The sequence below is a fragment of the Mesorhizobium sp. B2-4-1 genome, from assembly GCF_006442185.1.
Lineage (GTDB): Bacteria > Pseudomonadota > Alphaproteobacteria > Rhizobiales > Rhizobiaceae > Mesorhizobium.
Genome location: NZ_VFVN01000003.1, coordinates 344,489 through 357,836, shown reverse-complemented (window position 1 = coordinate 357,836; position 13,348 = coordinate 344,489). Strand labels below are relative to the sequence as shown.

10 protein-coding genes are annotated in these 13,348 nt (G+C 64.2%); 5 read left to right on the top strand and 5 right to left on the bottom strand.

Annotated elements, in window-relative coordinates; genetic code table 11:
• Positions 1–80 precede the first annotated feature (80 nt).
• Entirely contained in the window at positions 81–1,523 is a 1,443-nt protein-coding gene (locus FJ949_RS10280; RefSeq protein ID WP_140495623.1) for an MFS transporter, read from the top strand.
• Between the two features lie 24 nt (positions 1,524–1,547).
• On the opposite strand, the gene FJ949_RS10275 is transcribed toward FJ949_RS10280, so the two are convergent.
• Complete coding sequence (locus FJ949_RS10275) at positions 1,548–2,252, bottom strand: nitroreductase (RefSeq protein WP_140495622.1); 705 nt, start codon at positions 2,250–2,252, stop codon at positions 1,548–1,550.
• 223 nt (positions 2,253–2,475) lie between these two features.
• On the opposite strand from FJ949_RS10275, the gene FJ949_RS10270 reads away from it, so the two are divergent.
• Genes FJ949_RS10270 through FJ949_RS10255 form a run of 4 tightly spaced genes read left to right on the top strand, consistent with a single transcriptional unit; the run spans position 2,476 to position 9,139 of the window.
• A complete protein-coding gene (locus FJ949_RS10270) occupies positions 2,476–3,018 on the top strand; it encodes an XRE family transcriptional regulator (protein ID WP_181168529.1) in 543 nt (180 codons plus the stop codon).
• 30 nt (positions 3,019–3,048) lie between these two features.
• Positions 3,049–5,502 carry an FAD-dependent oxidoreductase gene (locus FJ949_RS10265; protein WP_140495620.1) on the top strand — a complete coding sequence of 818 codons (2,454 nt, stop codon included), beginning with the start codon at positions 3,049–3,051 and terminating at the stop codon, positions 5,500–5,502.
• Positions 5,502–6,683, top strand: coding sequence for a pyridoxal phosphate-dependent aminotransferase (locus FJ949_RS10260; protein ID WP_140495619.1), 1,182 nt, complete (start codon positions 5,502–5,504; stop codon positions 6,681–6,683). Before FJ949_RS10265 ends, FJ949_RS10260 begins: the two co-directional genes overlap by 1 nt.
• Positions 6,680–9,139, top strand: coding sequence for an FAD-dependent oxidoreductase (locus tag FJ949_RS10255; RefSeq protein WP_140495618.1), 2,460 nt, complete (start codon positions 6,680–6,682; stop codon positions 9,137–9,139). The genes FJ949_RS10260 and FJ949_RS10255 overlap by 4 nt, the downstream gene beginning before the upstream one ends.
• Before the next feature lie 48 nt (positions 9,140–9,187).
• Here the strand turns inward: FJ949_RS10255 and FJ949_RS10250 are convergent, their stop codons facing one another.
• The 4 genes from FJ949_RS10250 to FJ949_RS10235 form a co-directional block, all read right to left on the bottom strand.
• On the bottom strand, positions 9,188–9,775 hold the full coding sequence (locus FJ949_RS10250; RefSeq protein ID WP_140495617.1) for an NAD(P)H-dependent oxidoreductase: 588 nt from the start codon (positions 9,773–9,775) through the stop codon (positions 9,188–9,190).
• Positions 9,775–10,356, bottom strand: coding sequence for an NAD(P)H-dependent oxidoreductase (locus tag FJ949_RS10245; RefSeq protein WP_140495616.1), 582 nt, complete (start codon positions 10,354–10,356; stop codon positions 9,775–9,777). Before FJ949_RS10245 ends, FJ949_RS10250 begins: the two co-directional genes overlap by 1 nt.
• 286 nt (positions 10,357–10,642) lie before the next feature.
• Positions 10,643–12,046: an FAD-binding oxidoreductase gene (locus FJ949_RS10240; protein WP_140495615.1), complete on the bottom strand. Its 1,404-nt coding sequence runs from the start codon at positions 12,044–12,046 to the stop codon at positions 10,643–10,645.
• The gene (locus FJ949_RS10235; RefSeq protein WP_140495614.1) at positions 12,046–13,347 is read right to left on the bottom strand and encodes a cytosine deaminase; all 1,302 of its coding nucleotides are present in this window, start codon (positions 13,345–13,347) and stop codon (positions 12,046–12,048) included. The genes FJ949_RS10240 and FJ949_RS10235 overlap by 1 nt, the downstream gene beginning before the upstream one ends.
• Between the last annotated feature and the right edge of the window lies 1 nt (position 13,348).

Below are 13,348 nucleotides of genomic sequence, written 5' to 3'. Positions count from 1 at the left end.
TGACATGGCCGTCAAGCCGGTCCGAAGGGTAACAAAACCCGTCTCCAGAATCCGCGCATCCGTTTGGTTCGAATATCTCCATGACCGCAGAAATATCCGCCGGCGCCACCGATCGCGCCGATGTGCCAGCCAGAGCCCTGCTCCTGCTGCCGCTGACGGTCGCCTGCGGCGTGTTCATGACCAGTCTCGACCAGAATGTCGTGGTGACGGCGCTGCCCGGCATCAGCGAAAGCCTTGGCCGTCCACCGAGCCAGCTTGGCCTGCTGATCACGGTCTACGTCGCCAGCCTGATCATCTCGATGCCGCTCGGCGGCTGGGCCGCCGACCGCTTCGGCCTGCGCAACGTCTATTGCTTTGCGCTGCTGGTATTCGCCGCCTCGTCGGCGCTGTGCGGCCTATCGAACAATATCTGGACGCTGGTCGGCGCCCGCGCGCTGCAGGGCTTCGGCGGCGCACTGATGGGCACGCTCGGCCAGGTCGTCATCCTGTCGACCTTCCCTCGAAGCCGGACGCTGAAGATCAACATGTATATCTCGCTGGCCGGCCAGTCCGGGCCGCTGGTCGGTCCGCTCGTCGGCGGCGCGCTGACCACTTACATTTCCTGGCGCTGGATCTTCTTCATCAACGTGCCCTTCGCGCTGGCCGCGGCTGTCCTTGCCGCCTCGCTGTTTCCGACGGTGACCAAACCCGTGCGCACGCCGTTCGATTTCCCGGGCTTCCTGCTGGTCGGCAGCGGCATGGTCCTGCTTGTCTTCGGCATGGATTCGCTGGCGGCGAAAGATGCGGCCGCCGGCGTGATCGCGGCCGAGCTTGTCCTGGCGCTGGTCATCCTGACGGTCGCCTCGTTCTATTGCCTGCGCGTGCGCAATCCCCTGCTCGACCTCAAGCTCCTGCGCATCCGCACCTTCCGCATCTCCTTCCTCACCGGCGGCGGTCTGGACACGATCGGCCTCAGCTCCGTCGTCTTCCTGCTGCCGCTGATGTTCCAGCTCGGCTTCGGCATGAGCGCGGTACAGGCGGGATCGCTGACCTTCGTCGCCGCGGTCGGGTCGGTGGTCATGCGTGTCTTCATGCCTCGCCTGCTCAACCGCTTCGGTTTCCGCCGCGTGCTGGTTTTCAACACGCCCGTCGTCGCGGCCATGGTTGCGGGCTTTGCCCTGATGCAGGCGACCACACCGGTGTGGATCGTGCTTGCCTACATCTTCATCTTCGGCGTCTTCCGTTCCGCGCAATGGGCGTCGACCGGCAACCTTGCCTATTCCGACATCGCGCCCGATCAGCTCGCCCGCTTCAGCGCGCTCTATTACATATTGTGGCAACTGGCGGTGGCGATCAGCGTCGGCCTGGCCGCCGCGGCACTATCGTTTCTGGCCGGCGGCGGCCCGGCCGTCGCCAATGACTTCCGGATACTGTTCGTGATCGAGGGTGTCATCACGCTGTGCGCGCTATCAGCCTATCTCAAGCTGACGCCGAAGGATGGCGCCCATGTCAGCGGCCATGGCGCCCAGATGAACACGGAATAGCGGATGTCGCAGCGCAGCAGCGGCCTACTCGCTGAACGTCACCCATTCCTCCAGCGGCACGCGGTCGGTTCGGAAGGCGTTTTCGGGCTTCGACGTATCTTCATAACCGAGCGCCATGCCGCAGACGACGATCTCCTCGTCGGGAATGCCGAGCACCGGCCTGATCTGCCGGTGATAGGGCGCGAACGCCGCCTGCGGACAGGTGTGCAGGCCCCTGCCCCGCGCGGCAACCATGATGTTCTGCAGGAACATGCCATAGTCGATCCAGGAACCCTGGTTGAGGCGGCGGTCGATGGTGAAGATCATGCCGACCGGCGCGTCGAAGAAGACGAAGTTGCGGTCGTGCTGGGCACGCATCTTGTCGACCTCGCGGCGACCGATGCCGAGCGCGCCATAGAGGCCGAAACCGTTGGCGCGGCGGCGGGTCAGGTAGGGTTCGAAGAACTGCGTGGGATAATAGCGATATTCGTCCCAATCGGCCTTTTCAGCACGGATGCCGGAATTCAGGATGGCATCCGATATCCGCTGCTTGGTGTCACCCTTGGTGACATAGACCCGCCATGGCTGCATATTGGTGCCGGAAGGGGCGCGTGCCGCGACCGCCAGTATGTCGCGGACCGTGTTGTCGTCGACCATGTCGGGCAGAAAAGCGCGCACCGACCGGCGCGATACGATCGCGTCGTCGACGATCTCGGCATCAACCGTGATTCGAGCCTTCTTTCCAAGCATGGGCCGTCCTTACCCTGTGTCCCGATCGGACGTCCCCACTCGCCGCTCGCGGCCGAGCCTTTGCATGAACCGCCAAAATCGCGCAAGCAAATCTTGTGCACCCGTGAAAATCCGCTTGATTTTTTCACCGCTCCGGCATCTCATGAAATTTGATGGGATTTTTTCACGAGAGCGCGATTTGCCTCCAACTACAGCGAAAGCATTGCAGGGAAATTACGAGCGATTGCTGGCCAGCGACATCAGGGCGCTGCGCAAGGCGCGAGGGTTGACGCTCGCCGAGATCGCCCTGAAACTCGGCCGGTCGGTCGGCTGGGTCAGCCAGGTCGAACGCGGCCTGTCGACACCGTCGCTCAGTGATCTCCGGGCTTTCGGCGAACTGTTCGGCGTGCCGGTCAGCCTGTTCTTCGGCCACGACGTGCCTGTCGAAAGCGAGCGCGGCGCGGTCGTGCGGGCCGGCAGCCGCCGCACCCTTGGCACAAGCGAATCCGGCCTCATGGAGGAGCTTCTGTCGCCTGATCTCGGCGGTAGCTTCGAGATGCTGCGTTCCGTCTTCGCGCCGGGCGCTGAGCTCAAGAGCGAGGCGCGCCGGCCAACCGAAGAGGCTGGATATGTCGTGTCGGGGACGTTCGACATCGAAATATCGGGGACATGGCACCGGCTCGGCGAAGGCGATTCCTTTCGCTTCGAGGGCAAGCCTTTCCGCTGGCGCAATCCGGGATTGGAGCCGGCGGTCGTCATCTGGGTGGTTTCGCCGCCAGTTTATTGAATGAAATTGGACCAAGGGTTGGAGAAGAACATGGCCGGTTTGCCGAGCACGGCACGCGTGGTGATCATCGGAGGCGGTGTCGTTGGCGCCTCCTCTCTGTACCATCTCGCCAAGGCGGGCTGGACCGACTGCGTTCTCCTGGAAAAGAATGAACTCACCTCCGGCTCGACCTGGCATGCCGCCGGTAATGTGCCGACCTTCTCCTCGTCCTGGTCGCTGATGAACATGCAGCGCTATTCGACCGAGCTCTATCGCGGGCTGGCCGAGGCCGTCGACTATCCCATGAACTACCATGTCACCGGCTCCCTGCGGCTTGCCCACACGCAAGAGCGCATGCAGGAGTTCCAGCGCGCCAAGGGCATGGGCCGCTACCAGGGCATGGACATCGATATCGTCGGCACGGACGAGATCAAGCGCCGCTATCCCTTCATCGAGACGCATGAGCTGGAAGGCGCCCTCTACGACCCGAGCGACGGCGACATAGACCCGGCGCAGCTGACCCAGGCGCTGGCCAAGGGCGCGCGCGACATGGGTGCCCGGATCATACGCTTCTGCCCGGTGACAGGCGTGCGCCGCGAAAGGGACGAATGGGTGGTCGTGACGCCGCAAGGCGAGATCCGCTGCGAGATCGTCGTCAACGCCGCCGGCTACCGTGCCGCCGAAGTTGGAAAAATGTTCGGCCGCGAGGTGCCGATGATGGTGATGAGCCATCAGTACATATTGTTCGAGGAGATCCCCGAACTCGCCGCATGGTCGAAGGAACAGGGCAGGAAGCTGCCGCTGCTGCGTGACGTCGACACTTCCTACTATCTGCGCCAGGAAAAGAACGGCATGAATCTCGGCCCCTATGAGCGCAATTGCCGCGCGCATTGGGCGGGTCACAACGATCCGATGCCGGAGGATTTTTCCTTCCAGCTTTTCCCCGACGATCTCGACCGGCTGGAACATTATCTGGCCGACGCCGTCGCCCGCGTGCCGATCCTGGGCACCGCCGGCCTGTCCAAGGTCATCAACGGCCCGATCCCCTATGCGCCGGACGGCAATCCGCTGATCGGGCCGATGCCGGGCGTCCCCAATGCGTTCGAGGCCTGCGTCTTCACCTTCGGCATCGCGCAAGGCGGCGGTGCAGGCAAGGTGTTGGCCGAATGGGTCACGCAAGGCCAGACCGAATGGGACATGTGGTCTTGCGACCCGCGCCGCTTCACGTCCTTCGCTTCGGCTCCGGATTACTGCGTTGCCAAAGGCATGGAGATCTACGGCAACGAATACGCCATCCAGTTTCCGCGCCATGCCTGGCCGGCGGGACGCGACAGGAAATTGTCGCCGATCCATGATCGCATGAAGGCGTTCGGCGCGCGCTTCGACGCCTATAATGGCTGGGAGCGCGCCACCTGGTATGCGCAGGATGGCGACGACGTCTCGGAGGAAGCAACGCTCACCTTCCGTCGCGACGGGCCGTGGCAGCACCGCGTGCGCGAGGAATGCCTGGCCGTCCGCGACGCCGCCGGCATCCTCGACCTGCCGGGTTTTTCGCGCTTCAACCTCGAAGGTCCGGGCGCCGCCGAATGGCTTAGCCGGCAAGTGACCGGCCTCGTGCCGAAGCCCGGCCGCATCGGTCTCGTCTATTTCTCCGACGACAAGGGCCGCATCGTCACCGAAATGTCGGTGGTGCGCCACGGCGAGGAGTCCATGACGCTGATCACCGCGGCGGTGGCGCAATGGCATGATTTCGAATGGCTGAAATCGCACATGCCCGTGGATGCGACTTTCAAGCTGATCGACCGGACCGAGGAATTCTCCACCCAAATCCTGGCCGGACCCAAGTCGCGGGAAATCCTCGCCGCCGTCTGTGAGGCCGACCTGACCTTGCCGTGGCTCACGCATCAGGAAACCAAGATCGCCGGGCGCTGGGCGAAGCTGGTCCGCGTCTCCTTCGCCGGCGAACTCGGCTGGGAAATCCACACCAGGGTCGACGACACCGCCGCCGTTTTCGACACCATCTGCGCGGCGGGACAGCCGCACGGCCTGAAACCATTCGGCATGTACGCGCTGGATTCGCTGCGGCTCGAAAAGGGCTACCGCACCTGGAAGGGCGACCTTTCGACCGACTATTCGATCCTGCAAGGCGGGCTCGAGCGGTTCGTCAAATGGGACAAGCCCGAGTTCCGCGGCAAGGCAGCGCTGCAGAACGAGAAACAGCAGGGCGTCAGGAAGCGCTTCGTCACGCTGGTGGTGGAAAACCCCGGCGATTGCGACGCGCCCTACATGTCGACGCTGTGGCGTGAAGGCCAGATCGTCGGCGAGACGACGTCGGGCGGCTGGGGTCATCGCGTCGGCAAGTCGATCGCGCTCGGCATGCTGCGTGCCGATCTGGCGGAGCCCGGCACCGCCGTGGAGATCGAGATCTTCGGCGACCGTTTCAAGGCGGTCGTGCAGAACGATGAGCCTTTGTGGGATCCGAAAAACGAAAGGTTGAGAGCCTGATGCCAAAACCATCATCGCGCATTTCAGGCATCGTGCCGTCGGGCAAGGATGGCTGGGAAGTCCATTTCGCCGCGTGGGCCCGCAAGGAAGCCGGCGAGGACATCATCATGCTGTCGGTCGGCGATCACGATTTCGACACACCTTCCGAAACGATCGAGGCCTGCGTGACCGCGGTTCGCGGCAGCAATCACCACTATACCCCTTTGCCCGGCCTGCCGCGCCTGCGCAAGGCGATGGCGGCGGCCTCGGTCGCCTGCACGGGCGTCGGGACGACGCCGGACCAGGTCATCGCCACGCCGGGCGGCCAGGCGGCGCTCTACGCCGCCGTGCAGGCCGTGCTCGATCCGGGCGACCACGCCATCGTGGTCGCGCCATACTACGCGACCTACCCCAACACCTTCAGCGCCGCGGGCGCGACCTTCACGGTTGTCGAGACGCCGGCCGAGGACGGTTTCCAGCCCCGCGCCGACATGATCCGGGCGGCACTTCGGCCGAATACGCGCGCCATCCTGATCAACACGCCGAACAACCCGACCGGAGCCGTCTATTCGCGCGAACGGTTGGAACAGCTGGCCGAGGTCTGCCGCGAGCACGATTTGTGGCTGCTGTCCGACGAAGTCTACTGGACGCTCGGCGGTGGCGAGCACATCTCGCCGCGTTCCCTGCCCGGCATGGCTGAGCGCACGCTGGTCATCAATTCCATGTCCAAGAGCCATGGCATGACCGGTTGGCGCATGGGCTGGCTGACCGGCCCCAGCGAGATGATCTCGCTGCTGACCAACCTCAATCTGGTGACGACCTACGGCCTCCCGGCCTTCATCTCGATCGCTTGCACCGAGGCGCTGGAGAAGGGTTATGGCGTGAAGGAAATCGCCGAACGCTATGCGGCGCGACGCGCCGTCCTGCTCGACGCCGTGCGCGGCATGAACGATGTCGGCGTGCGCGGCTCCGAAGGCGGCATGTATGTCATGCTCGACATATCGGCCGTCGAATCCGACGACGAGAAATTCGCCTTCGCCTTCCTCGACAAGGAGAAGGTCGGCGTCATGCCCGGCTCCAGTTTCGGCGAGGCCGCGGCCGGCCATATCCGCGTCAGCCTGTGCCAGCCGGAACCCGTCTTGCGGGAAGCAGCGCTCCGGCTGCGCCGCTTTGTCTCCAGCTACCGCCGCGAGGCCGCATGAATATCCCCTCCCCCAGAACCATTCCCGCCAAGGCAAGAGCCGTCATCATCGGCGGCGGCGTTTCCGGCTGCTCGGTCGCCTATCACCTGGCCAAGCTCGGCTGGACCGACATCGTCCTTCTGGAGCGCAAGCAGCTGACCTCGGGCACCACATGGCATGCCGCCGGCCTGATCGGCCAGTTGCGCGGCTCGCAGAACATGACGCGGCTGGCGAAATATTCGGCCGACCTCTACGTCAAGCTGGAAGCCGAGACCGAGGTCGGCACCGGCATGCGCCAAGTCGGCTCGATCACCGTCGCGCTGACCGAGGAGCGCAAGCACGAGATCTACCGTCAGGCGTCACTCGCCCGCGCCTTCGATGTCGATGTGCGCGAGATTTCGCCCAGGGAAGTCAAGGAGATGTACCCGCATCTCAACGTGTCCGACGTCGTCGGCGCCGTACATCTGCCGCTTGATGGCCAGTGCGACCCCGCCAACATCGCCATGGCGCTGGCGAAGGGCGCGCGCCAACGCGGCGCCACCATCGTGGAGAATGTGAAGGTCACCAAGGTCCACACCAGGGACGGCCGCGTCACCGGCGTGTCCTGGGCGCAGGGCGAGGAGCAAGGCACGATCGAGGCCGACATCGTCGTCAACTGCGCCGGCATGTGGGCGCGCGAACTGGGCGCCCAGAACGGCGTCACCATCCCGCTGCACGCCTGCGAGCATTTTTACCTCGTCACCGAGCCGATCCCGGGGCTGAGCCGCCTGCCGGTGCTGCGCGTGCCCGACGAGTGCGCCTATTACAAGGAAGACGCCGGCAAGATGATGCTCGGCGCCTTCGAGCCGGTGGCCAAGCCCTGGGGCATGGACGGCATCCGCGAGGACTTCTGCTTCGATCAACTGCCCGAGGACATGGACCATTTCGAGCCGATCCTGGAAATGGGCGTAAACCGCATGCCGATGCTGGCGACCGCCGGCATCCACACGTTCTTCAACGGCCCCGAGAGTTTTACGCCCGACGACCGCTACTATCTCGGCGAGGCGCCGGAACTGCGTGGCTACTGGATGGCGACTGGCTACAATTCGATCGGCATCGTCTCGTCAGGCGGCGCCGGCATGGCGCTGGCACAGTGGATCAACGACGGCGAGGCACCGTTCGACCTGTGGGAAGTCGACATCCGCCGCGCCCAGCCTTTCCAGAAGAACCGCCGTTACCTCAAGGAGCGCGTCTCCGAAACGCTCGGCCTGCTCTATGCCGACCATTTCCCCTATCGCCAGATGGCGACGTCGCGCGGCGTGCGCCGTTCACCCCTGCACGAGCATCTGAAGGCGCGCGGCGCCGTGTTCGGCGAGGTCGCCGGCTGGGAGCGCGCCAACTGGTTCGCGCGCGAGGGACAGGAGCGCGAGTACCGCTATTCCTGGAAGCGGCAGAACTGGTTCGACAACCAGCGCGAGGAGCACCTCGCCGTCCGCAACAAGGTCGGCCTGTTCGACATGACCTCGTTCGGCAAGATCCGCGTCGAAGGCCGCGACGCCTGCGCCTTCCTGCAAAAACTCTGCGCCAATGACATGGACGTAGCGCCGGGCAAGATCGTCTACACGCAGATGCTCAACCGGCGCGGCGGCATCGAGAGCGATCTCACGGTGTCGCGCCTGTCGGACACCGCCTATTTCCTCGTCGTGCCCGGCGCCGCGCTGCAGCGCGACCTCGCCTGGCTGCGCAAGCACCTGACAGATGAGTTCGTCGTCATCACCGATGTAACCGCTGCCGAAAGCGTACTCTGCCTGATGGGCCCGGATGCGCGAAAACTGATCCAGAAGGTCAGCCCCAACGACTTCTCCAACGAGAACAACCCATTCGGCACGTTCCAGGAGATCGAGATCGGCATGGGCCTCGCCCGCGCCCACCGTGTCACCTATGTCGGCGAACTCGGCTGGGAGCTCTATGTCTCGACCGACCAGGCGGCCCACGTCTTTGAAGCCATCGAAGCGGCCGGCGCCGATATCGGCCTCAAGCTGTGCGGGCTGCATACGCTCGACTCCTGCCGCATCGAAAAGGCTTTCCGCCATTTCGGTCACGACATCACCGACGAAGACAATGTGCTGGAAGCCGGCCTCGGCTTCGCGGTGAAGACGGCCAAGGGCGATTTCATCGGCCGCGACGCGGTGTTGAAGAAGAAGGAAGCCGGATTGAGCCGCCGGCTGGTCCAGTTCCGGCTGAAGGACCCGCAACCGCTGCTCTTCCACAACGAGACGATCCTGCGCGACGGCAAGATCGTCGGTCCGATCACCTCAGGCAATTACGGCCACCATCTCGGCGGCGCGATCGGGCTGGGCTATGTGCCCTGCCAGGGCGAGACCGAGGCGGATGTGCTGGCCTCGTCCTATGAGATCGAGATCGCCGGCGAGCGGTTTGCGGCGGAGGCATCGCTGAAGCCGATGTATGATCCAAAGGCGGAACGGGTGAAGATGTAGCGCGGTCTTCCTTCTCCCCTTGTTGTGGGAGAAGGGAAGTTCGCCCCCTCAAAACCGCTCCAGCTTCGCCCGCACCTTCGCCAGAAACGCGGCTCTCGTCTTCGGCGTCGAGGCGTCCATCAGATAGTGCGCCATGAAGAAAGTCCGGCAGCGCGTGGCGCACAGCGCGCGCATGCCGCGCAGCAAGGTCTTGCGCCCGGGCTGGCCGACGACGATGCTCCACCATGTCGGCGCGCCGCAGGTGGTGATGACGCCGACCTTGGTCACATGCCGCATCAGCGACTTGATCCGCCCCTTGCCGGCCGGCAGCTTGAAGGCGACGTCCGTCGCCCACACCCGGTCGAGCCAACCCTTCAGCATCGCCGGCAGCCCGTACCACCAGGTCGGATAGACGAAGAGGATCGCCTCGGCCCAGTTGAGCAGCTCGAAATGCGGCTTCAGCGCAAGGTCCTGCGGCGCCTGGTTGTTGTAGAAACGCCGTTCCTCGCAGCTCATCACCGGATCGAACTTCTCGGCGTAGAGGTCGAGCAGCCGCACCTCCCAGCCCTTTCGCATCAGCACCTCCACGGCGGTGTCGCGGATAGCGGCGCAAAAACTCTCCGGCACCGGATGGCAATAAACCACCAGCGCGCGCATCAGAATCTGTCCATGCTGGCCGTGACCTTGGCCAAGAACGCCTTGCGCGTCTCGTCGCTCGAAATGTTCATCGAATAATGCGCCAGATAGGAAACCGAAGCGCCCGGCTTTACCGTGGCGCGCAGTACGCGCTTGACCAGTTTGCGCGGCGGGTCCCCCATCAGCATGGCGCGGAACCGGGTGCCGCCATAGGTGGTGACCGCCGCGATCTTCCTGATGTTGTGCAGCGACGGCTGCGCCTTGCCGTCGACCAGCTTGAACGACACGCCGGGCAGGAAGACGCGGTCGAAGAACCCTTTCAGAATTGCCGGAAAGCCGTAATTCCAGACCGGATAGGAAAGCACCAGCGCATCGGCGCGCAACAGACGTTCGACATACGGCGCCGCAGGGTCGGCGGAGCCGCGCGGATTGTGATAGTCCAGCCGTTCCTGGCGAGAGAGCCGCGGGTCGAAGTCCTCGGCATAGAGGTCGCAGTCGTCAATCGCATGACCGGCAGCCGTCAGTCGCTCGACGATCGTCCGGTGCAGGCCGGCATTGAAGCTGGTTTCGACCGGATGGGCGTGGAGGACGAGGATGTTCATGGTGAGGCATTGCCTGGGTCAGCGCGAGGCACTCCCCTCTGCCCTGCCGGGCATCTCCCCCGCATGGGGGGAGATCGGACTATCTCCTTGCTTTCGCCAATTGTCAGCGCGGCAGGTTGGCGGCAGCGCTTAAGCTGCCGATCTCCCCCCATGCGGGGGGTGAGGAGTGGTCCGCGCAGCGGACGGGAAGCCAATTTCTTGGCTTTCCGAGCGACGAACGCCCGAAGCGACAGCGAAGGGCCCGGGCCGGCAGGCCAGAGGGGGGTGTTCAAGCGCGAACCTCTCCTCATCCCGTCCTCTGCAGCCCCTTGAACAGAAAAGTTCGTCCCGAACGGTAGTCATAATCCGGATTTTCCCAGGCGATCATCTTGCCGGGATTGAGCAGTCCTTGCGGATCGGTCTCGCGCTTGAAGGCGAGTTGCACCGCATCGGTCTGCTTCATGCCGCCCTCTTCCAGCGTGTAACGATGCGGGTTGAAGATCGGGCAGCCATTCTCCTCATGCAAGCGGATGATCTCGTCGAGCCGCGCCTCGGTGGTGAACTTGACCAGCGGCAGGCCGAAGCAGGTGATGTTGCCATCCAGCCGCACGAACTCCAGATGCGAGAATACTTCGCCTGGAAACATCGCGTCCATTTTCTCGACCAGCGCCAGCTGGTTGGGAAAGGGATAGAGCGACTGCAGATAGGTGATGTCGGGGTCGATTCGCAGCGCCCTGAGCGTCGTGTGATTCCAGGCCAGCTCATAGGCCGGCGGCAGGCCCTTTTTCTCCTCCGGCGTCGCCGTCGCGGCATTGAAGACCACCTCGCCTCCAGCCCGCCGCGTGAAAGCGAGAAAGGCGTCCAGCCCATGCCGCGCCACCATGACGACGCAGATGCTCTGCCCATCCTTCAGGAATTTCTGGTGCCGTTTGAAATAGAGCTGCGGCACCGGTGCCGCGATCGGCGTGATCAGCTTGGTCAGGATGCCGTCCTGGCAGGCCAGCGCGTTGCCGTAGCGCGCCGCATTCATGAAGGCGTCGAAGCCGACAATGATGTCGATCCACTCATAGGCCGCGGTCAGCGGCATCTCGACTTCGGTGATGATACCGTTGGTGCCGTATGCATGCGTCACCTTGTGCAGATCCTCGCCGGTGAGTTCGAGCGCCCTCGGCTCGGCCTCCATGGTTACCACACGCAGGCGCAGCACATTGCCGAAATCACGCAAGCCGCCGAAATTGATCGAACCGACGCCGCCCGAACCGCCGGCGATGAAGCCGCCGATCGAGGCGGTGTTGTAGGTGGAGGGTGAGAGCCGCAGTTCCTGGCCGGAATGCGCCCGCGTTGCCTTGTCGATGTCGGCCAGCACAGCGCCCGGCCCGGTCACCACACGCCCCGGCGCGATCGACTTGATCTCGTTCATCTCGGCGAGATTGAGCACGACGCCGCCCGAGAGCGGCATCGCCTGGCCGTAATTGCCTGTGCCGCTGCCGCGCGGCGTCACTGGCACGCCATGCCGGTGGCAGGCGGCGAGCACGCGGATCAGCTCGGCCTCGTTCTTGGGCGTCACGACCAGGTCGCCGGTGACGTGATCGAGCTGCTGCTTCAGCACCGGGCTGTACCAGTAGAAATCGCGGCTCTTCTGCTGGACGATGGCCGGATTGTCGTCGAGCTTTATCCCGTCGAGATCGCGTTTCAGCGCGGCGATATCCATCAGTCCACCATCAGATCGTCGAGTTCGGCATAGTCGGGCAATTGGCGGTCGATCGCGCGCCCGGCGCGCACGACGATGCGATCCGATTCGGGCCGCGACAGCAATTCCGTCCAGCTGCGGCCCTTGAAGACAATGAAATCGGCATCGCCGCCGGCGGCAAGCGTGCCGAAACCATCGAGCCGCATCACGTGAGCCGGCGTTGCCGTGACGGCCTGCGGCCAATCGGCGACCGGATGATCGAAATGCAGGATGCGCGTCGCCATGCGGTAGACCTCCAGCATGTCGAGATCGCCATAGGCATAGAAGGGATCGCGCGTGTTGTCGGAAGCGACCGCGACCGGAATGCCCCTCGCCTTCATCTCGTGCAGCAGCGTCACCCCGCGCCAGCGCGGCGTAGTCTGATCGCGCCGCCGATCCTGCAGATAGAGATTGCACATCGGCAGCGAGACGATCGCCAGCCCGGCTTTCGCCACCTTGTCCAGAGTGTCCAGCACGTCGAGGTCCGGCTGGCGCGCCAGCGAACAGCAGTGGCCGACGAGGATCTTGCCCTCGAAGCCGCTCCATAGCGACGCCTCGGCGATCTTCTTCAGCGAGATCGCCGCGACGTCGTCGGTCTCGTCGGCATGGAAATCGAGATCGAGGCCATGCTTGACGGCTTGGAAGAAGACATGGTCGAGCAGTTCTTCCAGATCCGGCACCATGTAGGTGACGACGCCAAGCACGCCCTTGGCGGCGGCCACCCTTTTGGCCAGCCTGTCGAACCAATTCTTGTCGCGCACGCCCTCGACGCCAATCAGGCAGGCGCCCTGCAACTCGATGCGGCCGCGCCACCTCTCGCGCATCGTCTCGAACACCGGCCAGGAGATTTCCTCCTGCGGCGGGACACTGTCCAGATGCGTGCGCAGTGCTTTGGTGCCATGCGCGTAGGCGCAGCGCAGCGAGAAATCCATGCGCCGCGCCACGTCCTCGGCACTCCAGCGGTCAGTGCGGTCGGCACCTGTGGCATTCAGCGCGCCGATGAAAGTGCCGTCAGGATTGGGTTTTCGCGGCCAAATATGGCCCTTGTCGATATGGGTGTGGCAATCGATGAAGCACGGCAGCAGAATCCGCCCGCCGAGGTCGATCGCATCGGCAGGTGCGTTCGATCTGCCAGGAACAGCAATGCTGGAAATCTTGCCGTCGCCCACCGCGATGTCGGCAAGTGCGAAACCGTCGCCGTCGAAGGGCGCGGCAAGGCCAGGCGTGACGGACCGATGAACGCGTGCGTTGGCGAGCCGGTATGAACCTGTGTTCGGAATCAAG

Bases quoted from the DNA above. Each gene is read 5' to 3' on its own strand.
- FJ949_RS10280 (WP_140495623.1), top strand. From the start codon at position 81: ATGACCGCAGAAATATCCGCCGGCGCCACCGATCGCGCCGATGTGCCA.
- FJ949_RS10260 (WP_140495619.1), top strand. From the start codon at position 5,502: ATGCCAAAACCATCATCGCGCATTTCAGGCATCGTGCCGTCGGGCAAG.
- FJ949_RS10250 (WP_140495617.1), bottom strand. From the start codon at position 9,775: ATGCGCGCGCTGGTGGTTTATTGCCATCCGGTGCCGGAGAGTTTTTGC.
- FJ949_RS10245 (WP_140495616.1), bottom strand. From the start codon at position 10,356: ATGAACATCCTCGTCCTCCACGCCCATCCGGTCGAAACCAGCTTCAAT.
- FJ949_RS10255 (WP_140495618.1), top strand. From the start codon at position 6,680: ATGAATATCCCCTCCCCCAGAACCATTCCCGCCAAGGCAAGAGCCGTC.
- FJ949_RS10265 (WP_140495620.1), top strand. From the start codon at position 3,049: ATGGCCGGTTTGCCGAGCACGGCACGCGTGGTGATCATCGGAGGCGGT.
- FJ949_RS10275 (WP_140495622.1), bottom strand. From the start codon at position 2,252: ATGCTTGGAAAGAAGGCTCGAATCACGGTTGATGCCGAGATCGTCGAC.
- FJ949_RS10240 (WP_140495615.1), bottom strand. From the start codon at position 12,046: ATGGATATCGCCGCGCTGAAACGCGATCTCGACGGGATAAAGCTCGAC.